The organism is Algibacter sp. Ld11, assembly GCF_045066735.1.
GTDB lineage: Bacteria > Bacteroidota > Bacteroidia > Flavobacteriales > Flavobacteriaceae > Algibacter.
Genome location: NZ_JBISHH010000024.1, coordinates 144,906 through 167,979, shown reverse-complemented (window position 1 = coordinate 167,979; position 23,074 = coordinate 144,906). Strand labels below are relative to the sequence as shown.

Here is a 23,074-nt window from a genome sequence, read left to right as displayed (position 1 = left end):
AATTAAGCATGTTTAAACAAAGCAGATATTCAGGTTTTATAACGCCTATTTCCTACTTATTAGATTTAAGTATCATTATTGGTTGTGTGTTTTTATTCCCTATTAATATTACGCATACATATGGCTTTTTAAGTTATGTCGGTGTTTTCTGGATTATTATAGCATTTTCTAGTCATTTTTATGAAGTGCATAGACATACTAGAATAGTTCAAATCGTTACTTTGTTATTCAGGCAGATGTTGTTCTTTGCAATAATACTTTATGCATTTATTGGAGTTTTTAAACAACCAAATATTAGTAGACTAGAGTTAGGTAATTACTTAATATGTGTGTTTTTACTAATTGCTTTTTTTAAGTTTCTCATTTTCTTTTTATTAAATAAATATAGGTCAACATTAGGAGGGAATATTAGAAATGTTATAGTAATTGGGGATAACGAGAAAACAAGGCAATTAATAAATATTTTTAACAAGAGGCAAGATTTTGGTTATAAATTCCAAAAACAATTTACGGTCAAGGATGATGATTTTTCGCTTCAGAAATGTTTTAACTACGTTATTGAGAATGGAACCAATGAAATATATTCTTCGGTAGCCGAATTATCGAACAAGCAAATCAATAGGCTTGCTGATTTTGCAGATAATAACTTGCGCGAGCTTAAGTTTATACCAGATAATAAAGATATCTATTCTAGAAAATTAAAATATGAATATTACGATTATATTCCAATTTTATCATTTCGAAGTATTCCGATACAAGAACCCATAAGTAAGGTAGTTAAGCGTGTTTTTGATATTTTATTAGCGTCTTCTATAATTGTATTTGTCCTATCTTGGTTGACTCCAATATTAGCTGTTTTAATAAAATTAGAATCCAAGGGTCCTGTGTTTTTTAAACAATCAAGAAACGGGTTTAATTATAATGAATTCGATTGTTATAAATTTAGGTCCATGACACCTAACGCAAATGCACATTTAAACCAAGCCACAAAAGGCGATATGCGCATAACGAAAGTTGGTGCTTTTATTCGTAAGACGAGTATAGACGAGTTACCACAGTTTTTTAACGTGCTCTTTGGAGACATGTCCGTTGTTGGGCCAAGGCCTCATATGGTGAGTCACACAAATATGTATGCCCGTAAAGTTGATAAATTTATGGTGCGCCATTTTGTTAAACCGGGAATTACCGGGTTAGCACAAGTAAGTGGTATGCGAGGAGAAATAGAAGAAGATAAAGATATTATAAACCGTGTAAAATATGATATTTTTTACATTGAAAACTGGTCTATATTACTCGATATTAAAATTGTAATACAAACCTTTGCAAACGCAATAAAAGGCGAGGAGAAGGCTTATTAATACTTTTAGATTGATAGCTTCAGTTACCATTATAACGCCTATGTTTAATTCTGAATCTTTTATTTCAGAAGCTATAAACAGTGTTGTAAGTCAAACTTACCAAAACTGGGAACTTCTTTTAATAGATGATTGTTCTAGTGATGGCACTCTAAAAATCGTTAAACCTTTCTTAGATAAATATTCCAATATAAAACTTCTTAAAAATGAAGTGAATTCGGGTGCGGCAATGTCGAGAAATAAAGGGATTCATGAGGCTAAAGGGGATTATATAGCTTTTTTGGATGCCGATGATTTATGGCACCCCAAGAAGCTCGAAGCGCAAATCGGTTTCATGCAAAAAGAAAAATGTCTCGTTTCTTTCACGAGTTACCAATTAATCGACCAAAACGGAAAATTATCAAATAAAGAAGTCCAAGCTTTACCTGTACTTAGTTATTCCAAACTTTTAAAAAGTAATTATGTTGGTAATTTAACTGGGGTTTACAATGCTAAAAATTTAGGCGAAATAAAGGCTCCTAATCTAAGAAAACGTCAAGATTGGTTACTTTGGTTGGCGGCCATTAAAAAGTCAGGAAAACCCGCCAGAGGGATTCAAGAGTCTTTAGCCTATTACCGTGTTCATGGTAATTCTATGTCGGCTAATAAGCTAAACTTATTAAAACATAATTATTGGGTTTATAAAAAAGGTTTGGGATTTTCTAGTTTAAAATCAATTTGGTGGATGCTTGTGTTTTTGAAGGAACATTTTTTTGTAAAATCCAAGCAAATTATTAAGCTAAATAAGATTTAAACTGCTTGAGTTTACCACTTTTGGATCGTGATAGCTTTTCTTTTCTTTCAAATTTAACAATAAGATTTGGCTCTAAATATTTTGAAATTGCTTCTTTAATCTCGGTTTCTTGCATTTCTGTTAAAATTTCATCGCTTACATAACTAATTTTAAATGCATTTAACTTTAACTGTACGATAACAAACTCTTTAACATTGCCATCATTTTCTATAATAGTTTTTGTTACGTAGTAAAAAGTGAGTCCGGCAGCTTTTTTTTCGCTAGGTAGCGTTACTAAATCACTAGTTCGTCCTATAAGTTTTTCGAGTATGGGCTTTTTTTGTGTACTTGTTTTAGATAGTTGCCCTATGTCACCCAAATCGTATCTAATAAACGGGTGTGCTTTATTGTAAAGCGACGTAATAATTATGCGTCCTTCTTCACCGTAAGGCAAAACGTTGTTGTTTTCGTCTATAATTTCAATAAATAAATCTTCGGTATTCACAATCCAGTCATCATTTTGGTTTTGGAAAGCAATTAAACCTAATTCTGCAGCTCCATACTCGTTAATAATAGGAATACCTAGTTGTGTTTCTAAAAGGGTTTTGTCTGTAGCGAAAAGCATTTCAGAAGTAACAATGCAAGCTTTAAGAGATGGACAAATATTTTTTAAAACAATTTGTTGTTGTTCTAAATATTTTGCAAACTGAACAATGGAACTTGTGTATCCATTGATATAATCGAACGATGTATTTTTAAATTTTTCTATGTTTTTAGCTAACTGAGTGTCACTTAAATCGAAAACTGAAAACCGAAATCGATTGCTTAATTTATCTTTAAAGCGCTCTTTATAATATCCTTTTTTATCCAAAGGAATGCCATAGAATCGTGCTTGTTTGGAATGGTTTAAATCTAAATTAAACCAAGCGTATCTATCTATAAAATTAGACCAAATTAAGGCGTGGCAAAATTTGTCTTTAGCAAAAATAAACGGTGTACCCGATGAGCCTGAAGTTTTATTTATAAAAACGTTTTTAGTTGAAAAACCATTAGAAAGCCTTTGTTCTAAAGGTTTTTGTAAGTCATGTTTAGTCATAATTGGTAATGTGTCCCAATCATTCACATCTGCATGTTTTGCTAAGTCTCTATAAAATGGATTATGTTTTAAATGATGGTTAACAATGGCTTGTTTTGATGTTTTGAGATATGCATCAAAATCTGATTTTTGCTTTCCTTTAATTGTTCTCAAAAAGGTCTGAGCTTCCTTTATCGGGAAGCCTTTTAGTTTTAAAGACAAGTTGAATAATTTCAAAATAAAAGCAGGTAAAATAGTTTTTGTAAAGTAAATAAAAATTATTCGTGTTTTCGTGGCATTAGTTTTATTTTTGTCTTTCGAAAATTTCGAAAAACAATAATCACCAATTTATTATTTCCGCGCAGACGGAAGTAGAAAAACAACGAAAATAATGAACATATTAATTCTTGGTTCAGGCGGAAGAGAACATACATTTGCTTGGAAAATAGCTCAAAGTCCTTTATGTAATAAGCTTTTCGTAGCTCCTGGAAATTCAGGAACTGCAAGTGTAGCGACTAATGTAAATATTGGTGTTACCGATTTTGACGCAATTAAAGAATTAGTTTTAGACAAGCAAATCGATATGGTTGTTGTTGGTCCTGAAGATCCTTTAGTACAAGGTGTTCATGATTTTTTCTTGAATGATGATGCTATAAAACACGTGTCTGTAATTGGACCGCAAAAAGTAGCGGCTGAATTAGAAGGTAGTAAAGAATTTGCAAAAGAATTTTTATACCGCCACAACATTCCAACTGCAGCTTACGAGAGTTTTACAAAAGAAACCGTTGAAGATGGTTATAATTTTTTAGAAACCTTAAACGCTCCGTACGTGTTAAAAGCCGATGGTTTAGCGGCAGGAAAAGGTGTTGTTATTCTTAATGATTTAGATGAAGCTAAAGCAGAGTTAAAAAGCATGTTGGTTGATGCTAAATTTGGAGAAGCTAGTAATAAAGTGGTTATAGAAGAGTTTTTAGACGGAATAGAATTAAGCTGTTTTGTGTTAACCGATGGTGAAAACTACAAAATTTTACCAACAGCAAAAGATTACAAACGTATTGGTGAAGGTGATACAGGTTTAAATACTGGTGGCATGGGAGCAGTGTCTCCTGTACCTTTTGCTACAGATGAGTTTTTAAGTAAAATTGAAGAACGTATTGTAAAACCAACAATTAATGGTTTCAAGAAAGACAATTTGCCTTACGTAGGCTTTGTGTTTATTGGCCTTATTAAAGTTGGAGACGATCCAAAAGTTATTGAATATAACGTACGTATGGGTGATCCGGAAACGGAAGTCGTTTTACCAAGATTAAAGAATGATTTTGTGGAAATTCTACAAGCTATGGCAAACGGGACTTTAGATAAAATAAATATTGAAATAGACGAGCGTGCTGCAACGACTATCATGTTAGTTTCTGGTGGTTATCCAGAAGCTTATGAGAAAGGTAAAGGAATAACAGGTGTTGGTTCTATTGAAGATTCTATTGCATTTCATGCAGGAGCGCAATTGAAAGATGGTAAAATTGTAACTTCCGGAGGACGTGTAATGGCGATTACATCGTATGGAGATACGTACCAAGAGGCCATAAAAAAATCTTATCAAAATATAGGAAAACTACATTTTGATAAGATGAATTATCGTAAAGATATCGGATTCGATTTATAAGTAAGAATGAGCAGAAATACTTTTATCTTCTTCGTTATTGTCGCTAAAGCTTTTTAATTGTAGCATCCAGTAAACCATTGCTGCAAAGCCAATGATTACAAAAATCCAAGAAATAGCACTTGCTGCAAACCAGTTTTCAAGTTCTAAAGCTTTTAAAGCATCCATAGGAGTTAAAAGAACATTAACAAATAAATCCTGTATTGCGTAAAAGAAATCTTTCATGTGTGGTATATTATTTTCTAACTTGGTTAGATTGTTAGTATATTTACGTAGCAAAAATACAAAAAGAGTTAATGATTACAAGTATTTTTAGTAAATCTCAACCAATAAATTTCATTATCGTGTTTTTCATTGCGTTACTGGCGTTTGTGGTGGCGCGATTAGGTTTACCTGCCGAGCATTTTACTGCGCTTATTATCTTAGAAGAATTAGGCTTGTTTTTTGTTTGTTACGCTTCTATTTTGCTCCTTAATTTTATTGTTAGCAAAAACAGTTTAAGTCGAAAAAGTAACTATGAAATTTTGTTGTTTAGTTTGTTTTTATTCATCTTAACTCAAACTACAAGTAATATAAATATTTTGTTTTCTAACTTTTTTGTGTTGTTAGGTTTACGACGTGTTATAAGTTTACGGTCTCAAATTCAGGTGAATAAAAAATTATTCGATGCGGCGTTTTGGTTTGCTATAGCCGCTCTATTTTACTTCTGGGCAATCTTATTTTTTCTTCTAATATTGGTTTCTTTAGCTTTTTATAATGATATAAAAATAAACCATTGGTTAATTCCTTTTACAGGTGTTGCAGCAGTTTTTACTATTACTTCGGCAATTTCTATTGTATTTTTCGATAGTTTTTTTGATACGTTTAGCAGTTTACCTGAAATAAGTTTGGACTTTAATAGTTACAATTCAGCGTCATATATCATTGCAATAACCATCTTGCTGTCTTTTGGTATTTGGTCCTCTTTTTATTATATCAACAGTATTAAGGACAAGAAAAAAGCCTTTAGAGTTTCTTTTAAATCTATTTTAGTTTCAGCGATTATAGCTGGTGCCATAGTAATATTAGCACCAATAAAAGATGGTAGCGAATTTCTATTTGTTTTTGCACCACTGGCTATTATAATTACCAATTATATCGAGATTATAGAAGAAAAATGGTTTAAAGAAATATTTCTAGCCGTTTTGTGTGTTTTGCCTTTTATGCTTTTATTGTTGTAGTTTTTGTCCAAAAGCCAAATCGCCAGCATCGCCAAGCCCGGGAATGATATAACCTTTATTATTTAATTTTTCATCTATAGCAGCAATCCACAAATGGGTGTTTTTATCAAAATGATTTTCAATAAAATCCACACCTTCTTGTGCGCCAATTACGCAAGCTAAATGTAAATCTTTAGGTGTTCCAAATGGTTGTAAAGCCTCAAAAGTAGCAAGCATCGATTGTCCTGTAGCCAACATAGGGTCTGCCAGGATTAAGGTTTTATTTTCTAAATCTGGGCAAGCTAAATATTCTACTATAATTTCAAAACTTTCAGGATCGTGTTTATGATGGCGATATGCAGAAATAAAAGCATTTTCAGCCGTGTCAAAATAATTTAATAAGCCATTATGCAAAGGCACACCAGCCCTTAAAATAGAACATAAAACAATATTATTATCAATTTCATTTATAACACAATCTCCCAAAGGCGTCTGTATTGTAGAGGCTTTAAAATTGAAAGATTTGCTCATTTCATAACCTAAAATTTCACCTATACGCTCAATATTCCTACGGAAGCGCATACTGTCTTTTTGAATGTCAATGTTTCTCATTTCAGAAAGAAACGTGTTTAGTACGGAGTTTTGTTCAGATAAATGATGGATATGCATAATGTTGTTCGAGTTTCTAACAGTAAAGTTAAGTAAATATCAAGTATATTTGCACTTTAAAATTTATACAATATGTTTACAACTAAAGCTAATAAAATTTTTCAAGAGGTTATTGCTAAATACCACATCATTAATACCGTAGATCAGCCATTTGCAAATGCTTACGCGGAAAGTGATTTACTAGAACATTTATTATACAGAAAATGTTGGATTGATACGGTGCAATGGCATTATGAAGATATTATTCGTGACCCACAAATAGACCCTGTTGCTGCGTTAACCTTAAAACGTAAAATCGACGCATCTAATCAAGATAGAACCGATATGGTAGAATATATCGATAGTTATTTTCTTGAGAAATACAAGGATGTTGTGGTTAAAGAAGGTGCAACTATCAATACAGAAAGTCCAGCTTGGGGTGTAGATCGTTTATCGATTTTGGCATTAAAAGTATACCATATGAATGAGGAGGCAACACGTACAGATGCTACCGATAGTCACAGAGCAGCTTGCCAAACGAAACTAGATGTTTTGTTAGAGCAGCGTGTAGATTTATCTACTGCAATTGATACGCTTTTAACTGATATTGAAAAAGGCGATAAATATATGAAGGTGTACAAACAAATGAAAATGTACAATGACGACGAATTAAACCCAGTTTTAAGAGGTCAAAAATAATTGGTAAAATTATAAAAAACAGACTGTATCTAATTTTGGCACAGTCTGTTTTTTTTATCGCTAAAATGTAATGATTAAACCAAAACAAAACATATTGGTTATCCGTTTGTCTGCAATGGGAGACGTCGCTATGTCTGTACCTGTTTTAAGAGCTTTAATAAAGAAATATCCAGACGTAAAAATCACTGTTTTAACACGTCAATTTTTTATGCCATTTTTTAGAGATTTACCTAATGTTACCGTTTTTCCGGCTGAGGTAAAAAAGAGACATAAAGGTATTTTAGGACTTTGGAAACTTTCAAATGAATTAAAGGTTTTTAAAATTGATGTTATTGCCGATTTGCACAATGTTTTACGAAGTCAAATTCTAAAATTATTTTTCTTCGGAAAGCAGACTATACAAATTGACAAAGGCAGAGCAGAGAAGAAGGCTTTGGTTTCTGGTGTAAATTTTCATCAACTAAAAACCACGCATCAACGTTACGCTGATGTTTTTAATAAATTAGGTTATAATTTAGATTTATCTAACCCGGTTTTTCCTGTACGCGCTATTTTAAGCACAAAAATGCAAGCGTTTTTGGGGCATAATTTTAAAAAAATAATTGGTATAGCGCCATTTGCTGCTCATGCAAGTAAAATGTATCCGCTAAACTTAATGAAACAAGTTATAGAGGCTCTTTCTAAAGATTATCAAATTGTTTTATTTGGTGGAGGAAAACAAGAAGTTGAAGCGCTTACTGCTATTGAGAGTAGCTTTGATAATGTTGTAAACGCTGCAGGAAAACTTGATTTAAACGAAGAATTAGACCTTATTTCTAATTTAGATGGTATGTTGGCCATGGATTCTGGCAACGCGCATATGGCTGCTATGATGGGTGTAAAAACTATAACGATTTGGGGAGTAACACATCCGTTTGCTGGTTTTGCACCATTTAATCAACCAGATGATTATGTTTTGGTTGCAGATAGAGATAAATTTCCCGAAATACCAACTTCTATTTTTGGAAATAAATATCCAGAAAATTACAAAGAGGCTGCTGGCAGTATTAGTCCCGAAGCGATAATTGCAAAAGTGAAGAGCGTGATTTAACCCGTTTTTAAATTAACTATTTATTATAATGCCGTTTTTCATTTCAGTTTCTGATGGTTTTTCAAACCAAGTTTCCATGAAGTCAAAATCTGCCTGACTTACTTTAAACTGAAAAGTGTCTCCTTTTTCACTATTTCTTTTTAGAACTCTTTGATATCGTATTTCTTTAGAGATATCTAAAAAATGTGTCATGAATTCATATCCGTTTTCAATTGAAAACCTTCTAAATTTTTCGCGGTGTTCAAATTTCGAAAGTCCTAAATCTAGGATAGAGTCGGTTCCTGTTCTTTCTAATTGATGCATTAAGTCTATAATCATAGCTTCAGTACGCTCAATACGTTCTAAAAACCATTCTAATCCATCGGTTGCTTTTTTATCAGGAATAAATAAGATATTGTTCCATTTATCAATAGAAAAAACAATAGCGTTTGTTTTTGCTTTTAAATCTTGTGCATAGGTTGTTTTGCCTGATCCGGTATTTCCAACAATAAGGTGAACCATTAATGTGTTCTGTTTTTAAACGTCATCAAAATCTACCGCAATAGAGTCTGTTGTAGGGTGTGCTTGGCAAGTTAAAATTAAACCTTCGGCAACTTCACTTTCAGTTAAAATATTGTTTTGGCGCATAGTGGCTTCACCTTCTGTAATACGTGCTAAACAGCTACTACAAATCCCGCCTTGGCAAGAGTAAGGCGCATCTAGATCCTCATCTAAAGCAGCTTCAAGAATAGTTTGTTTTTGCGACATTTCAAAAGTGGTGCTTTCATCGTCAACAGTAACTGTAATTTTTGTTTTCCCACTAGCAACTGCATTATCTGTATTAATTTCAGCTGGTTTAGAGGCTTTAAAAAGCTCGAAATGAATTCGGTTTTCATCAATATCGTGTTCAGTTAAAACATCTTTCACCATATGGATCATAGCTTCTGGTCCACAAAGGTAAAAAGCATCTACTTCAATGTGTTTGTGCTTGTTCTTTATAACGTAGTTTACGGTGCTTTTTTCTATTCTACCAAAAATAGCATCGTCTTCATCTTGTTGACTGAATACAAATTGTACAGAAAAACGATCTTTGTAAGCATGTTGAAGTTCTAATATTTCATTAAAAAACATGGTGTCGCCGGTAGTTTTATTACCGTAAACTAAAATCACTTTACTTAAAGTTTCTTCTTCTAAAGCACATTTTATAATACTTAAAATAGGAGTGATACCACTACCAGCGGCAAATGCAGCAATATTTTTGGTTTTGCTATCATTAGGTGTAAAAGTAAAACGACCTTTTGGAGGAGCAACGTCTAGTGTATCACCAACTTTTAAGGTAGTATTTGCATACGCCGAAAACGTACCATCTTTCACTTCTTTTACAGCAACTTTAAGTTCTCCGCTTTTAGGGGAAACGCACAGCGAATAATCGCGACGAACTTCACTACCGTTAATTTCGGTTTTTAAAGTAATGTACTGTCCTGCAGAAAAAGAAAAGGTTTCTTTTAAATTTTCTGGTAAGTTAAATGCAATGCTAATAGATTTATCGGTTTCTCTATTTATGTTTTTAACTGAAAGTTTATGAAATGATGACATGGATATTAATTTTTAACAAAAATAGTGAAGCTTTGAGTTTTTGCCGAAAAATATGTCACAAATTAACATCAAATTTTATATACATAAATAACTTATGTATATTTGACACGTATGGGAAATGGAAAATTATATAAAGGAAGCCTTTCAACTATCATTTTAAAGCTCTTAAATGAGCATGATAAAATGTATGGATATGAAATTACCCAAAAAGTAAAAGAAATAACTAAAGGTGAACTTAAAATAACCGAAGGTGCCTTATACCCATCTTTGCATAAGCTTGAGGCTGAAGGTTTACTAGAGGTCGAGGTTCTAAAAGTAGATAACCGACTCCGAAAATATTACAAATTAACCGAACAAGGCACTCACGAAACAGTGAATAAATTGGAAGAACTTGAACGCTATATTAAAACCATGCGAGCATTGGTAAATCCAGAATTTAGATTTGATTAATAACATAAACTTGGATTCCATGCAACTTAATGAAAGCCATATAGAAAGTTTGTATCAGTTTACAAGAGACCATTTTGTAGAATATTACGATTTACAAACGGAACTTGTAGATCATTTAGCAAACTCAATTGAGGCTGTTTGGGAAGAGGAACCGAATCTGTCTTTTATAGAGGCTCGTGAAAAAGCTTTTAAGGAGTTTGGTATTTATGGATTTAATGATGTGGTTATCCATCGAGAACGAGCTATGACAAAACGTTATTTTAAATATTTATGGCGTGAGTTAAAACAATGGTTTTCTTTTCCTAAGATAATTATAACATTGGCTTTAAGCATTTGTTTTTATACGCTACTTTCTTCTAAATTTTCTGAATACTTCATCTATATTTTTTATGGTATTCTTGCAGTTTGGTGCACATATAAAAGTTTTATATTGAATAGAGATTTTAAAAAGAAAAGTAAAGCCTCTAAACAAAAATGGTTGCTAGAAGCTTTGATTTTTAAACAGGCTGGAGGATTTGGAATGGTTTTCATTTATTACACTATTAATTTATTAAGCCATTCAAAATCATTACATCAAACAGAATATTTGGTTATTGTGGTGTCTGTATTATTGAGTGTTACCTGCTTATTGGCCTACATTAGTCTAGAATTAATTCCTGAAAAATCTGAGGGATTACTAGAAGAAACTTATCCGGAATATCACTTAAAAATAACTTAGAAGATTATTTTTATGCAGTTTCTTGTAACAAATCACCTAAATTTATTACCAACAATTATAATTCAAGATATACAATCTAATTAAATTTCAATAAAAATGAAAAAACTACTACTATGCATTGGCTTATTTATGTTAACACTTTCAACACAAGCTCAAGAACAAAGCGATTTTAAAAAAGAGACTATTGAGTTTATTAAAATTACAGGTGCAGGTTCTGCTTTTGAAACAGCCATTGCGCAATTGGGGATGATGGTTCCTGCCGAAAAAAAAGAAGCTTATACCGAAGAAGCAAATGGGACATTAGTGGGCTTATACGATAAAATGGCTGATTTGTACATGGGTGAATTTACACAACCAGAAATAGAAGAATTAGTTAAGTTTTATCATACAGATTTAGGAAAAAAACTGGCATCCAAGCAGTTAAATTTAGCTCAACGTGGTATGGCCATGGGACAATCTTGGGGAATAGAAGTGCAAGGTATTGCGGCAAAATATAATTAATCGCTGGCATGATTAAACTATTTTTAAGTTTAGAATGGAAAGCATTTTTTAGATCTGCAGATTTTGGTAAAGGGCTTGCTTTAAAAGTTTTAATGGGCTTTTTTGCACTGTATTTAGTGGGCATGTTTTTGTTAATAGGCATTGCTGTTTACCCTCTTTTGAATGATAAATTTCCAGATCAGAATCCATTTTTAACCGTAAATAGTTTTTTATTTTACTGGTTTTTAGGCGATTTGGTGTTTCGGTTTTTTATGCAGAAACTACCAGTAATGAGCGTTAAGCCATTACTTACCCTACCTGTTAAACGAAGTCAAATTGTAAATTATGTATTGCGAAAATCGGTGTTTTCATTTTTTAATGCATTACCGCTTTTCGCAATTATTCCTTTCGGAATTACTTTAATATTAAACGACTATCCAACAACGGCTGTTTTGTTTTGGATGCTTGCATTGGTCATTACAACCTTAATAATTAATTTTTTAAACTTCATTATTGAAAGCTTTTCTGCAGAATATGAGCTTTCGTTTTTACCAATAATAGCTTTGGTTGTCGCTTTATATGCCTTAGACTATTTTCAAATTATTTCTTTAAGCACTGTAGTTTCTAGTGGATTTCAAGCTATTTATAACACGCCTGGTTTTATTGTAATACTCATTGCGGTTTTAGTAGGGCTTTATCTTTTTAATTTTAAATTACTGAAACAAAAACTGTTTTTGGATAGTGGTTTAAAAACTAAAATTAAGGAAGTACAAACCTCAAATTTAGACTGGACTAGAAGCTTTGGAGATGTGGCGCCTTTTATGCAATTAGATTTAAAATTGTTATGGCGAAATAAACGTACCAGATCTTCATTATGGATGCTAGCCATTGGGTTATTATACGGTTTGATGTTTTATCCAAATCAGAAATATATGGAAATACCTTGGATGTATGCCTTTGTTGGCATTTTTGTAACAGGTATCTTTTTAATTAATTTCGGACAATTTATTCCGGCCTGGGATAGTGGATATTACAAACTCTTAATGAGTCAAAATATTAAATACGAAAATTATTTAAAGTCCAAATTCACCTTAATGACGTTAAGCGTTATTATCCTCTTCGTGCTAAGTATTCCGTATGTGTATTTTGGATGGAGAATTTTATTAGCACAATTTGTAGCGGCCATTTATAACATTGGTGTAAATACCCATGTTATTTTAATTGGAGGCTCGTACAATAGAAAAAGAATTAACCTCGATCAAAAAGCGGCTTTTAATTTTCAAGGGACTGGAGCTGTGCAATGGTTAATTGGTATACCGCTTATGTTTGTGCCTTTGGCTATATTCGGTATCGCGTATGCTATTAGTAGTTTTGAAATAGCATGTTTGGTATTGGGCTTATTAGGTGTGATTGGTATTTTGCTTCATCAAAAAATAATGACATTTATTACCAATAAATACGTAAGCTCTAAGTATAAAATGATTGATGCTTTCGATCAGGATAATTAAAAATATATTATGATAACAACATCAAATTTATCGAAAACATACAACGGAAATCAGGTTTTAAACATTGAATCTCTAGATATCCCAAAAGGGCAGAGTTTTGGCTTGGTTGGTAATAATGGCGCTGGTAAAACCACGTATTTCAGTTTGCTTTTAGATTTAATTCAACCTACTACAGGTTTTATTAAGAGTAACGATGTGCAGGTGGATAAAAGTGAAGATTGGAAACCGTTTACATCTGCTTTTATAGATGAAACCTTTTTGATTGGGTATTTAACACCCGAAGAGTATTTCTATTTTATAGGAGAACTTCGGAATCAAAATAAGGCCGATGTGGATGCGTTGGTAGCGCAATTTTCAGATTTTTTTCATGATGAAATTTTAGGTAAGAAGAAGTTTTTACGCGATTTAAGTAAAGGAAATCAAAAGAAAGCCGGTATTGTAGCCGCATTAATTGGAAACCCTGAGGTTATTATTTTAGATGAACCTTTTGCAAACCTAGATCCAACCACACAAATAAGGCTAAAAGGTATTATTAAAAACCTTGCCGAAAAACAGGGTGTTACCGTTTTAGTCTCTAGTCACGACTTATCGCACGTAACCGATGTTTGCGAGCGCATTGTTGTTTTAGAAAAAGGAACGATAGTGAAAGATTTACAAACCAGTGAAGCCACCTTAAAAGAGTTAGAACTACATTTTTCGGGTGGGGCAGAGGTGTAGTTTACATTTTATAAATCCAACTCGATGGGTTTTGTGTGTCCGTATCTTTAGAAATTACAAAACTCAAAATAGTTTCTCCTGTTGAAGGGTTGGTAAATACCTCGCCAATATCTTGCTTAGTTGTTACTTTGTCTCCTGCTTTTACGTAAATTTTAGATAAATTTTTATAGTACGTAATATAATTTCCGTGCTGTATAATTACAAACGGATTTACATTTTTGTTGGCCACTACACCAATAACTTCGCCATTAAAAACAGCTCTAGCTTTAGCGCCTTTTTCGGTTGCAATACGTACACCGTTACTGTTTATGGTTAACGATTTTATTACAGGGTGTGGTTGCTTACCGTAGCCCATTTGTACAACACCCTTACTAACTGGCCAAACCAATTTACCACGGTTGGCTTCAAAATTTTTGGCTAAGGCTAAACCTTCTGGTGTTAATGCAAATGTTTTTGAACTCGAAGATTTTCCAGCCTTTTTATTAGATTTAGCAATAGCGGCTCTAATAATTTTATTTATTTCGGCATCAATGCGTCGGGCTTCTTTTTCTTTATCTTTAATTTGATTGGCGTAGCGCGAAATATTACCCTGAATTTCTTTCATTAAAGCCTGTTGCTGTTTACGCTCACTTTCTAAAGATTTTTGAGTAACCTTATTTTCAGCAATTAAATTATTTTTTTCCTCCTTTTGATTTAATAAGTTGGTGTTTATGTCTTGTAGCTCCTTTGTTTTTGCTTTTATAGTCTCACCTTGTTTTTTTTGATGGTCGGCATATTGCTGCATATACTGCACACGTTTGTAGGCTTGCTTAAAATTATTAGACGATAATAAAAACATAATCCTACTTTGCTGGTTTTTGCTTTTATACGACTTAACAATCATAGCAGCGTATTCTGCCTTCAATTGCTTGAGTTCGTCTCTTAAACTCGTTATTTTGCTCTGATTCGTGTTTATTTCACGTGTTAATAAGTTGGCTTGGCGGTTGGTTACTTTTATTAAATTATCCAACACACTTATTTTGTGATTAAAATCTTCAATTAAAGAAAGTTTCGATTTCGCTATCGTTTTGTTCTCGGTACGTAATTCGTTTATTTTCTGAATTTCGCGACGTAACTCTTGGCGACGCGTTTCTAGCTCTTTCTGTTTATTGTTTTGAGAAAAACTAAGAGAGCTACAAAGCAAAAAACCTAGTAGAAATATTATTTTATATGAAGATTTTCCTAAAATCATTCCAATTCAATTTTTTTGAAACCTGAAGGTATCTTAAACGGAAAACGTAAATCTTCGTTTAATGTTACACTTTTAAATTCTAGATTTATAATGGTTTCTTCGTTGCCTTCTACAGCAATAACTTTTATGTTTTCTGGCAGTATTTGTTTCTCTACTTCCTGATGCGATAAATAATCAATTTGTAGATGTCTCAATTCTTTAGGCTGACTTATTTGTTGCGATTTCACTTTAAAAAGTGAAGGATCTATTAAAAAGAAAATCTCAAACAAAAGCTGTTGTTTCTTAGGCTGCAGAATATAAGTATCCTCATTAACCGAAGCCGTGTAACTTCCATTTTTTAAATCGAAAATAGCATCACCTAAAAGTAAGTTTTGCACCTTTTGAAAATCTAATTCCGTACCCAATAATTTACTTAAATATGAAAAATCACCCTCAAAATAAGTATTGTCTAGTTTATTATAAAACCCAACCTTTTCTGGAGTTATCATTGCTCTAATAACAGAAAACGGTGCATTCATCCACAACACTTCATCTTTTTTAGCTCTAAAGCTAACGCTGTTGGTTTGTGATTTTCCGTTTTTATTAAAGTTAATTCTAAGTTTAGCTTGTAATGTATTAAAATCTGGACTTTGCTTGCTATTTTCTTTTATAACCGCTTTTGTAGATAAGTTTAAATTATCAGCTCCACCAGTAATGGTTCTTGCAGATTTACAGCTAAAACTTAAAAGTAGCATAATGCTTAAAACGTAAAATATAGGTTTGTTCATTAATTTTTTAATTGTTGTGCCTTATCACTAAACGTTTGCGCTTTGGCAGTATTGTTTAAAAGCGTGTAAGCTTTGCTTAATTGATTGTAAAAATCAGCTTCCATTTTAACATCATCAATAATATAATCTAATCCAATTTCTAAGGCGTCAATAGCTTTTTTAGGTTGGTTGAGGTTATTTAAAGCCACTCCGTTTACTAAATATAATAACGGCTGCGATGGATATTTTTCTAGAGCTTCGCTGCTTTCTGCTTCTACGCCTTTAAATTGTTCTAAATCTATTTTAAGCAACAAAATATTTTTTAAAACGGCAAAGTTATTGCTGTCTTGCTCTAGTGCTTTTTCAAAATACTCTAAAGCTTTGGTTTTGTTATTTTGAGACATATAGTACTGCCCCATTTCTAATAGCGATTTCTCGTTATCTTGTTCGGTTACTAAAGCTGTAGCTTCTAGTAAATCGGCTTCATATTGTGGGTTTTGCTTAACAAAATTAACAAAGTCTGATAATACTTTTGTTTTAGCCTCAGGCTTTATTTGTGTGCTTTGCACCACAACCTTCATAGATTCTATGGCTTTGTCCGCATTGTTTTCATCTAAATAGAACTTGTACAAAGCCAAATGTACAAGCTGCGAATTTGGATTTTTTTCAAGAAGTTCTTTTGCGGTTTCAAAAGCTTTTTCTTTATTATTATTTTCGCTGTAGCGGAAAATTAAAGCTAAATAGTTCGATTCTTTATCTGGATTGTTTTCAACCCGAGATTCTAAATTTTCTATTTGATCCTTTTTTCTACCCGTAGCTTCATATGCTATATTTCGCATGCGGTCTCTATCTATAGAAACACCAAGCTCAGTATCTAATTCATCTAAAAGGAGTAGGGCTTCATCGTAACGTTTAGTCTTCACGTAAAGTGATGCTAAATCTTCTTTGTAATCTGGATGATAACTAACGAGTTGGTTAACCGTTTTAATAGCATTATCCAAATCATTTTGCCCTGCATAAAAGCCATAAAGCTCATCTAAAAACCATTCATTGTCTGGCTCTAATTCAACTGCTTTTTTAAGAGCCTCTTCAGCTGCGTTATAATTTTTAAGATTATAATAGCTTTTTCCTAATTCAAAGTGTAAAACTGGAATAGCTTTGTTGAGTGCTATACATTTTTGAAAACCTTCGGCTGCACGGTCGAAATTTTCAATACTCTTTTGCTTTAAAGCTTCGTAAAATAACTCCTGAAAGGCATCCTCATTGTTTCCTAAATCGTCGTCTGGACGTTTATTAAAATCTACCTGTGCATAGTTTATCTGCGGAAAGATTAGCATTCCGCAGATAACCAGTAAAATATGAAAAGTGTGTTTCATTTATTATGTAATGCTTAAAGCAAGTTACCAATACGTTTTGGTTTTCAATTAATATACCAAATAAAAATAAAACGTATTTATTTTAATTTTTATTCTAAAACTGAATAATCACCAATACTAATGCTTGTAAAGTCACCATCGTATTTTACGTGATTTCCAATCATGGCATTGTCTAAATTCGCATTTGTAATAGTTGAATTTGTTTGAATTAAACTGTTTTTAATAGTCGAATTTTCTATAACCGTATTGTTTCCAATAGAAACAAAAGGACCAACCGTTGCGTCTTTTAGCACGACATTTTCACCAATAAAACATGGCTCTATAATGTTAGAGTTTTCTAGTTTAGCCGATGTTGCCACTAATTGCTCTTCGCCATCAGCTTTTAAAAAGCCTAACATACGTTGGTTAGTTTCTATAGTAATGGCTTTGTTTCCGCAATCCATCCACTCGTCTACAGTTCCAGTTTTAAATACTTTACCGTCTGCCATCATACGTTTTATACCATCGTTAATTTGGTATTCTCCGCCATTCATAATGTTTTCATCAAGAATTTCTTGAAGTTTTCCTTTTAAAACAGCAACATCTTTAAAGTAATAAATACCAATTACGGCTTGATCGCTAACAAAAGACTCTGGTTTTTCAACAAGTTCAACAATCTCTTGGTTGTCGTTTAATTTTACAACACCGTAAGCTTGAGGGTTTTTTACTTGCTTAGTCCAAATAACACTGTCGGCAGCAGGATCTGAATCGAACTCAGCACGAATTAAAGTATCGGCATAAGCAATAACTGCAGGCCCAGAAAGCGAAGGTTCTGCGCACATAATAGCGTGGCCAGTACCTAGCGGTTTATCTTGACGGTAAATAGAAGCTTTTGCGCCTAAGTTTTCAGCAAGGGCTTTTAAGCTCTCTACAACATCGTCACCAAACCAAGCAGGATCACCTAAAACAAAGGCAATTTCCTCTATAGGTTGTTTTAAAACTTTGGCAATATCTTTTACCAAACGGTGTACAATAGGCTGTCCGGCAACAGGAATTAATGGTTTTGGTACTGTTAAACTGTGTGGGCGTAAACGCGATCCGCGTCCGGCCATTGGTACTATTATTTTCATATTAAGTAATTTTTTCATTTCCGCGAAGGCGGAAATCTATTTTTTGTTTTTTTTATTTCACGCCCGTACTTCCAAATCCACCTTCACCTCTTGAGGTTTCAGATAATTCTTCAACAGAAATCCACTCTGCGCGTTCGTGTTTTGCAATAACGAGTTGTGCAATACGTTCTCCGTTTTCGATAATGAAATCTTCATTAGAAATATTAGTTAAAATAACTCCAATTTCTCCACGGTAATCTGCATCAATGGTTCCTGGTGCGTTTAAAACGGTTACGCCTTTTTTGGCAGCCAACCCACTGCGTGGTCGAACTTGGGCTTCAAACCCTATGGGCAACTCAATAAATAAACCTGTTTTTATAATGGTTCTTGCTAATGGTTTTAAGGTGATAGCTTCTGTTATATTGGCGCGTAAATCCATACCTGCCGACGCTATGGTTTCATAGTGCGGTAATTCGTGGTTAGATTTGTTTATTATTTTTATTTGCATTTGTTTCACTTCGTTTTTAAGATTTTTTTAATGTCATCTTTCTCAGAAAAATAAACGATTCCCAAAAATACAATTAACATCGATATGCCTACAACATAATTAGCTCTAAATTGATAAAAGGATAATATAGACAGACCAATGGAGAGTATAAGATACATTAGTATTTTTTTTAGGTTGTAGGGTATAGGGTAATATTTTCTTCCGAAGTAATAAGATAAAATCATCATAAGAGCATAGGCAGATAGGGTTGCAATTGCTGATGCCTTATAACTGAATTTTTTTATGAATATAATATTTATTACTAGAGTTATTATGGCTCCAACAATGGAAATGTATGCTCCAAATTTGGTTTTATCAGTGACTTTATACCAAACGGATAGGTTATGATAAATACCTAGAAAGAAATTGGCCATTAAAATTATCGGGACTACCCACATAGCTTCCCAATAATCTTCACTTCTAACAATTATAGGTTTCAAAATATCAGCAAAAACAACAACACCTAATAAAATTATAGAGCCTAACGCAACATAGAATTCTAATATTCTTGCGTAATTTTTTTGCGGATTTTCGCTTTTAGCGTGACTAAAAAAGTAAGGTTCAATACCTAAACGGTATGCGGTGGCAAAAAGCGTCATAAATAAGGCAAGCTTATAGCATGCTGAGTACATACCAATATCGTTGTCAGCGATATTGGGTGGTAACAGTTCTTTCAATAGAATACGATCGAAAGTTTCGTTAATGGAAAAAGCAACGCCTGCAATTAAAACAGGGTAGGCGTATTTCATCATTCGTTTCCACAAATCTTTGTTGAATACATATTTAGTTTTGGTATAGAACGGTAGCATTAATAGAAGCGTTATGCCACTTGCAATTAAGTTTGCTATAAATATATAGCTGATTTCAAAATTATCCCGCCAAATAGCACCGAAAGCAGTGTAAGAATATGATAAGTCTTTAAGAGCAAGTAGAAAAAATAGATTTAATCCTAAATTGATAGCGACGTTAAGAATTTTTATTATCGCATAGCGCATAGGTTGTTGGGTTGCTCTTAACCATGCGAATGGAATAATAACTAACGCATCGAAAAGTAAAATCCATATGACAATATTGATATATTTAACATCAATATCAATAAATGAGGCAATTTGGTTTTGAAATATCAATGCAATTATAAAAAAACAAAATGATGAGATTCCAAGAGATATTGTAGAGGTTCCTGTTACACTATTATTATCTTCTTCTGTATTGAAAAACCTGAAAAAGGCGGTTTCCATGCCGTAAGCAAGAATAACATTAAATAGCACAAAGTATGAGAAGATTACCGAAACTTCGCCGTATTCGCTTACCGATGAGAGTACGCCATCTGTTGTGTAAAGAGGTACTAGCATAAAACTTAACATTCTCGGTAAAACCGTGGCTAAGCCATAAATAAATGTTTGCTTAAAAAGAGATTTTAGTGCGCTCAATGCTAGTTGTTTTGTGGTGTTAAAAGTACGTTTTTAGCGAACGTTAAGCAAAGATAAGTTATTGCTATGTTTGGCGATAATTATGTTTGTTGGATTAATAGAAGAAAAAAACCCTTCAGGTTATAAAACTTGAAGGGTCTTTAAATGTTATTAAATACTTTCTCTAATTATTCAATGCTTCTGCACCACCAACAATTTCCAGTATTTCATTAGTAATAGCTGCTTGACGCGCTTTGTTGTACGTTAATTTAAGCTGATCTCTTAATTCTGTTGCATTATCTGTTGCTTTGTGCATAGCCGTCATACGAGCGCCATGTTCACTTGCAAAAGAATCACGAATACCTTTGTATAATTGTGTTTTTAAAGACTTTGGAATTAACTGTTCTACGATTTCTAATTTCGATGGTTCGAAAACATAATCGGAAGCGTTAGCGGCTTCGCCTTCTACCGGTACAATTGGTAAAAACTGTTCGGTAGTTACAATTTGTGTTGCTGCATTTTTAAATTTATTATAAACAATATCGATTTTATCGAACTCGCCAGCAATAAATTTATCCATTAACATCTCAGCAATTTCAGCAACGTTATCAAACGTTAAATGATCGTAAATATCACTTCTGTTATCTATAACATTATTGGTTTTCTTAAAGGCGTCATTTCCTTTTTTACCTATAGCAAGATAAGATACTTCTTGGTTTGCATAAGTTTCAGAAGTCATTTTGATAACCTCTTTAATAATGTTAGAGTTAAATGCACCCGCTAAACCTCTATTAGAAGTTATGGTTACAATTAAAACTTTTTTTACTTCACGTTGCGTGGCATATGCGCTACCAGAATCAGCATCTAAAGTGGCACTCAAACTTTGTAAAAGTTCGGTTAACTTATCTGAATAAGGACGCATAGCTGTAATAGCATCTTGTGCCTTTTTTAACTTTGCAGCCGATACCATTTTCATGGCACTGGTAATTTGCATCGTTGAAGATACTGATGATATTCTGTTACGTATTTCTTTAAGATTAGCCATTCTTTATTTTATAAAGACTCTGCGATTGCCCTCAGAGTGACATTAATTTTATAATTTAAATTTGAAGTTATGAGCTTGTATAAACTCATAACTTCAAACTGTTTTATGCTTTGTATTTAGCTGAAAGTTCTTTACAAACAGATATTAATGTGTCTGTAACAGCATCAGTTAATTTGCCTGCTTTTAAAGTAGCTAATACATCACTATGCTTAGCGTTTAAGAATTCAATGAAATCTCTTTCAAATTCTTTTACTTTTTCAACAGGAACGTCTTTTAACAAGTTTTTAGAACCAGCGTAGATAATTGCTACTTGATCTTCTACTTTAAAAGGATCGTTTTGACCTTGCTTTAAGATCTCTACGTTACGTTTACCTTTGTTTATTACATTTAAAGTTACTGCATCTAAATCTGAACCAAACTTAGCGAAAGCTTCTAGCTCACGGTATTGTGCTTGATCTAATTTTAAAGTACCAGATACTTTTTTCATTGATTTAATTTGTGCGTTACCACCAACACGAGATACAGAAATACCTACGTTAATTGCTGGACGAACTCCAGAGTTAAACAAATCTCCATCTAAGAAAATTTGCCCATCAGTAATAGAAATTACGTTTGTTGGGATATAAGCAGAAACATCACCTGCTTGAGTTTCAATAATTGGTAATGCAGTTAAAGATCCACCACCTTTTACTAATGGTTTTAACGACTCTGGTAAGTCATTCATCTCTTTAGCAATGGCATCGTTATTAATAACTTTTGCAGAACGCTCTAATAAACGAGAGTGTAAGTAAAATACATCTCCAGGATATGCCTCACGTCCCGGTGGACGTCTTAATAATAAAGATACCTCACGGTAAGCAACGGCTTGTTTAGATAAATCATCAAAAACAATTAAAGCTGGTCTACCAGTATCTCTGAAATACTCTCCAATAGATGCTCCAGTAAATGGTGCGTAAACTTGCATTGCAGCAGGATCTGATGCATTTGCAGCTACTATTGTAGTATAAGCTAAAGCGCCTTTTTCTTCTAAAGTTTTAGCAATAAGTGCTACTGTTGAAGCTTTTTGTCCTACAGCAACGTATATACAATATACAGGCTCACCTGCATCGTAAAATTCTTTTTGATTTAAGATAGCATCAATACAAACTGCAGTTTTACCTGTTTGTCTGTCACCAATTACCAACTCACGTTGACCTCTACCAACCGGGATCATAGCATCAATTGCTTTAATACCCGTTTGTAATGGCTCTGTAACTGGCTCTCTATAGATAACACCAGGAGCTTTACGCTCTAAAGGCATCTCGTAAGTAGTACCAGAAATTGGTCCTTTACCATCAATTGGGTTACCTAAAGTATCTACAACACGACCAACAATACCTTCTCCTACATTAATAGAAGCAATACGGTTAGTACGTTTTACTGTAGAACCTTCTCTAACTCCTACTGAAGTTCCTAAAAGTACAATACCTACATTATCTTCTTCAAGGTTAAGTACGATACCTTCTGCACCACCTTCGAATTCTACTAATTCACCATATTGTGCATTAGCTAATCCGTAAGCACGTACAATACCGTCACCTACTGTTAATACAGTTCCTACCTCGTCTAATGAAGCGCTTGCTTCAAAACCTGATAGTTGTTGTTTTAAGATTGCTGATATTTCAGCTGGTTTTACTTCTGCCATCT

General features: G+C 33.1%; 24 protein-coding genes. 11 read left to right on the top strand and 13 right to left on the bottom strand.

Annotated features, from left to right (window positions below; genetic code table 11):
• Positions 1-8 precede the first annotated feature (8 nt).
• Both ACJJV4_RS11140 and ACJJV4_RS11135 read left to right on the top strand, forming a co-directional pair.
• Entirely contained in the window at positions 9-1,358 is a 1,350-nt protein-coding gene (locus ACJJV4_RS11140; RefSeq protein WP_405294409.1) for an exopolysaccharide biosynthesis polyprenyl glycosylphosphotransferase, read from the top strand.
• Between the two features lie 10 nt (positions 1,359-1,368).
• On the top strand, positions 1,369-2,148 hold the full coding sequence (locus tag ACJJV4_RS11135) for a glycosyltransferase family 2 protein (protein WP_405294407.1): 780 nt from the start codon (positions 1,369-1,371) through the stop codon (positions 2,146-2,148).
• Here ACJJV4_RS11135 and ACJJV4_RS11130 read toward each other — a convergent pair.
• Positions 2,129-3,439, bottom strand: a complete 1,311-nt coding sequence (locus ACJJV4_RS11130; protein ID WP_405294405.1) for a phenylacetate--CoA ligase family protein — start codon at positions 3,437-3,439, stop codon at positions 2,129-2,131. The two genes, ACJJV4_RS11135 and ACJJV4_RS11130, sit on opposite strands and share 20 nt — an antisense overlap.
• A 154-nt stretch (positions 3,440-3,593) precedes the next feature.
• On the opposite strand from ACJJV4_RS11130, the gene purD reads away from it, so the two are divergent.
• A complete protein-coding gene (gene purD, locus ACJJV4_RS11125) occupies positions 3,594-4,865 on the top strand; it encodes a phosphoribosylamine--glycine ligase (protein WP_405294403.1) in 1,272 nt (423 codons plus the stop codon).
• On the opposite strand, the gene ACJJV4_RS11120 is transcribed toward purD, so the two are convergent.
• Positions 4,860-5,087: a DUF6341 family protein gene (locus tag ACJJV4_RS11120; protein ID WP_405294401.1), complete on the bottom strand. Its 228-nt coding sequence runs from the start codon at positions 5,085-5,087 to the stop codon at positions 4,860-4,862. The genes purD and ACJJV4_RS11120 overlap by 6 nt on opposite strands.
• A gap of 71 nt (positions 5,088-5,158) precedes the next feature.
• On the opposite strand from ACJJV4_RS11120, the gene ACJJV4_RS11115 reads away from it, so the two are divergent.
• The gene (locus ACJJV4_RS11115) at positions 5,159-6,082 is read left to right on the top strand and encodes a DUF6427 family protein (protein ID WP_405294399.1); all 924 of its coding nucleotides are present in this window, start codon (positions 5,159-5,161) and stop codon (positions 6,080-6,082) included.
• On the opposite strand, the gene upp is transcribed toward ACJJV4_RS11115, so the two are convergent.
• Positions 6,071-6,730, bottom strand: coding sequence for a uracil phosphoribosyltransferase (gene upp / locus ACJJV4_RS11110; protein WP_405294397.1), 660 nt, complete (start codon positions 6,728-6,730; stop codon positions 6,071-6,073). The two genes, ACJJV4_RS11115 and upp, sit on opposite strands and share 12 nt — an antisense overlap.
• Before the next feature lie 72 nt (positions 6,731-6,802).
• On the opposite strand from upp, the gene ACJJV4_RS11105 reads away from it, so the two are divergent.
• Positions 6,803-7,408: a DUF4254 domain-containing protein gene (locus ACJJV4_RS11105; RefSeq protein ID WP_405294395.1), complete on the top strand. Its 606-nt coding sequence runs from the start codon at positions 6,803-6,805 to the stop codon at positions 7,406-7,408.
• Positions 7,409-7,478: 70 nt separating this feature from the next.
• Positions 7,479-8,498, top strand: coding sequence for a glycosyltransferase family 9 protein (locus tag ACJJV4_RS11100; protein WP_405294393.1), 1,020 nt, complete (start codon positions 7,479-7,481; stop codon positions 8,496-8,498).
• Positions 8,499-8,510: 12 nt separating this feature from the next.
• Here ACJJV4_RS11100 and ACJJV4_RS11095 read toward each other — a convergent pair whose 3' ends face one another.
• Together ACJJV4_RS11095 and ACJJV4_RS11090 are read right to left on the bottom strand one after the other, a co-directional pair.
• The gene (locus ACJJV4_RS11095; protein ID WP_405294391.1) at positions 8,511-8,999 is read right to left on the bottom strand and encodes an AAA family ATPase; all 489 of its coding nucleotides are present in this window, start codon (positions 8,997-8,999) and stop codon (positions 8,511-8,513) included.
• Between the two features lie 15 nt (positions 9,000-9,014).
• Positions 9,015-10,073, bottom strand: coding sequence for a 2Fe-2S iron-sulfur cluster-binding protein (locus ACJJV4_RS11090; RefSeq protein WP_405294389.1), 1,059 nt, complete (start codon positions 10,071-10,073; stop codon positions 9,015-9,017).
• 111 nt (positions 10,074-10,184) lie between these two features.
• Between ACJJV4_RS11090 and ACJJV4_RS11085 the strand changes: the two genes are divergently transcribed.
• From ACJJV4_RS11085 to ACJJV4_RS11065, 5 genes are all read left to right on the top strand, one after another.
• The gene (locus tag ACJJV4_RS11085; protein ID WP_405294387.1) at positions 10,185-10,523 is read left to right on the top strand and encodes a PadR family transcriptional regulator; all 339 of its coding nucleotides are present in this window, start codon (positions 10,185-10,187) and stop codon (positions 10,521-10,523) included.
• A 19-nt stretch (positions 10,524-10,542) separates the two neighbouring features.
• On the top strand, positions 10,543-11,241 hold the full coding sequence (locus ACJJV4_RS11080; RefSeq protein WP_405294385.1) for a hypothetical protein: 699 nt from the start codon (positions 10,543-10,545) through the stop codon (positions 11,239-11,241).
• Positions 11,242-11,337: 96 nt separating this feature from the next.
• Complete coding sequence (locus ACJJV4_RS11075) at positions 11,338-11,742, top strand: DUF2059 domain-containing protein (RefSeq protein ID WP_405294383.1); 405 nt, start codon at positions 11,338-11,340, stop codon at positions 11,740-11,742.
• Positions 11,743-11,750: 8 nt separating this feature from the next.
• A complete protein-coding gene (locus ACJJV4_RS11070) occupies positions 11,751-13,229 on the top strand; it encodes a DUF5687 family protein (RefSeq protein ID WP_405294381.1) in 1,479 nt (492 codons plus the stop codon).
• Between the two features lie 9 nt (positions 13,230-13,238).
• Positions 13,239-13,946, top strand: a complete 708-nt coding sequence (locus tag ACJJV4_RS11065; protein ID WP_042504088.1) for an ABC transporter ATP-binding protein — start codon at positions 13,239-13,241, stop codon at positions 13,944-13,946.
• Between the two features lies 1 nt (position 13,947).
• Here the strand turns inward: ACJJV4_RS11065 and ACJJV4_RS11060 are convergent, their stop codons facing one another.
• The 8 genes from ACJJV4_RS11060 to atpA form a co-directional block, all read right to left on the bottom strand.
• Complete coding sequence (locus ACJJV4_RS11060) at positions 13,948-15,177, bottom strand: murein hydrolase activator EnvC family protein (protein WP_405294378.1); 1,230 nt, start codon at positions 15,175-15,177, stop codon at positions 13,948-13,950.
• Positions 15,174-15,944, bottom strand: a complete 771-nt coding sequence (locus ACJJV4_RS11055; RefSeq protein WP_405294377.1) for a DUF4292 domain-containing protein — start codon at positions 15,942-15,944, stop codon at positions 15,174-15,176. Before ACJJV4_RS11055 ends, ACJJV4_RS11060 begins: the two co-directional genes overlap by 4 nt.
• Positions 15,944-17,299, bottom strand: coding sequence for a tetratricopeptide repeat protein (locus tag ACJJV4_RS11050; RefSeq protein WP_405294375.1), 1,356 nt, complete (start codon positions 17,297-17,299; stop codon positions 15,944-15,946). Before ACJJV4_RS11050 ends, ACJJV4_RS11055 begins: the two co-directional genes overlap by 1 nt.
• 89 nt (positions 17,300-17,388) lie before the next feature.
• Positions 17,389-18,408 (bottom strand): sugar phosphate nucleotidyltransferase, encoded by a 1,020-nt coding sequence (locus tag ACJJV4_RS11045; protein WP_405294373.1) that lies wholly within the window; start codon positions 18,406-18,408, stop codon positions 17,389-17,391.
• Between the two features lie 52 nt (positions 18,409-18,460).
• Positions 18,461-18,895 (bottom strand): dUTP diphosphatase, encoded by a 435-nt coding sequence (dut, locus tag ACJJV4_RS11040; RefSeq protein ID WP_405294371.1) that lies wholly within the window; start codon positions 18,893-18,895, stop codon positions 18,461-18,463.
• Between the two features lie 5 nt (positions 18,896-18,900).
• A complete protein-coding gene (locus tag ACJJV4_RS11035) occupies positions 18,901-20,364 on the bottom strand; it encodes an oligosaccharide flippase family protein (RefSeq protein WP_405294369.1) in 1,464 nt (487 codons plus the stop codon).
• Between the two features lie 163 nt (positions 20,365-20,527).
• Entirely contained in the window at positions 20,528-21,388 is an 861-nt protein-coding gene (atpG, locus tag ACJJV4_RS11030; RefSeq protein WP_405294367.1) for an ATP synthase F1 subunit gamma, read from the bottom strand.
• 103 nt (positions 21,389-21,491) lie between these two features.
• Positions 21,492-23,072: a F0F1 ATP synthase subunit alpha gene (gene atpA / locus ACJJV4_RS11025; RefSeq protein WP_405294365.1), complete on the bottom strand. Its 1,581-nt coding sequence runs from the start codon at positions 23,070-23,072 to the stop codon at positions 21,492-21,494.
• Between the last annotated feature and the right edge of the window lie 2 nt (positions 23,073-23,074).

Coding starts and splice junctions, on each gene's coding strand:
- ACJJV4_RS11050 (WP_405294375.1), bottom strand. CDS start 17,299: ATGAAACACACTTTTCATATTTTACTGGTTATCTGCGGAATGCTAATC.
- atpG (WP_405294367.1), bottom strand. CDS start 21,388: ATGGCTAATCTTAAAGAAATACGTAACAGAATATCATCAGTATCTTCA.
- atpA (WP_405294365.1), bottom strand. CDS start 23,072: ATGGCAGAAGTAAAACCAGCTGAAATATCAGCAATCTTAAAACAACAA.
- ACJJV4_RS11075 (WP_405294383.1), top strand. CDS start 11,338: ATGAAAAAACTACTACTATGCATTGGCTTATTTATGTTAACACTTTCA.
- ACJJV4_RS11100 (WP_405294393.1), top strand. CDS start 7,479: ATGATTAAACCAAAACAAAACATATTGGTTATCCGTTTGTCTGCAATG.
- ACJJV4_RS11105 (WP_405294395.1), top strand. CDS start 6,803: ATGTTTACAACTAAAGCTAATAAAATTTTTCAAGAGGTTATTGCTAAA.
- ACJJV4_RS11070 (WP_405294381.1), top strand. CDS start 11,751: ATGATTAAACTATTTTTAAGTTTAGAATGGAAAGCATTTTTTAGATCT.
- ACJJV4_RS11045 (WP_405294373.1), bottom strand. CDS start 18,408: ATGAAAATAATAGTACCAATGGCCGGACGCGGATCGCGTTTACGCCCA.
- ACJJV4_RS11080 (WP_405294385.1), top strand. CDS start 10,543: ATGCAACTTAATGAAAGCCATATAGAAAGTTTGTATCAGTTTACAAGA.
- ACJJV4_RS11060 (WP_405294378.1), bottom strand. CDS start 15,177: ATGATTTTAGGAAAATCTTCATATAAAATAATATTTCTACTAGGTTTT.
- ACJJV4_RS11055 (WP_405294377.1), bottom strand. CDS start 15,944: ATGAACAAACCTATATTTTACGTTTTAAGCATTATGCTACTTTTAAGT.
- dut (WP_405294371.1), bottom strand. CDS start 18,895: ATGCAAATAAAAATAATAAACAAATCTAACCACGAATTACCGCACTAT.
- purD (WP_405294403.1), top strand. CDS start 3,594: ATGAACATATTAATTCTTGGTTCAGGCGGAAGAGAACATACATTTGCT.
- ACJJV4_RS11120 (WP_405294401.1), bottom strand. CDS start 5,087: ATGAAAGATTTCTTTTACGCAATACAGGATTTATTTGTTAATGTTCTT.
- ACJJV4_RS11090 (WP_405294389.1), bottom strand. CDS start 10,073: ATGTCATCATTTCATAAACTTTCAGTTAAAAACATAAATAGAGAAACC.
- ACJJV4_RS11115 (WP_405294399.1), top strand. CDS start 5,159: ATGATTACAAGTATTTTTAGTAAATCTCAACCAATAAATTTCATTATC.
- ACJJV4_RS11085 (WP_405294387.1), top strand. CDS start 10,185: ATGGGAAATGGAAAATTATATAAAGGAAGCCTTTCAACTATCATTTTA.
- upp (WP_405294397.1), bottom strand. CDS start 6,730: ATGCATATCCATCATTTATCTGAACAAAACTCCGTACTAAACACGTTT.
- ACJJV4_RS11065 (WP_042504088.1), top strand. CDS start 13,239: ATGATAACAACATCAAATTTATCGAAAACATACAACGGAAATCAGGTT.
- ACJJV4_RS11095 (WP_405294391.1), bottom strand. CDS start 8,999: ATGGTTCACCTTATTGTTGGAAATACCGGATCAGGCAAAACAACCTAT.
- ACJJV4_RS11140 (WP_405294409.1), top strand. CDS start 9: ATGTTTAAACAAAGCAGATATTCAGGTTTTATAACGCCTATTTCCTAC.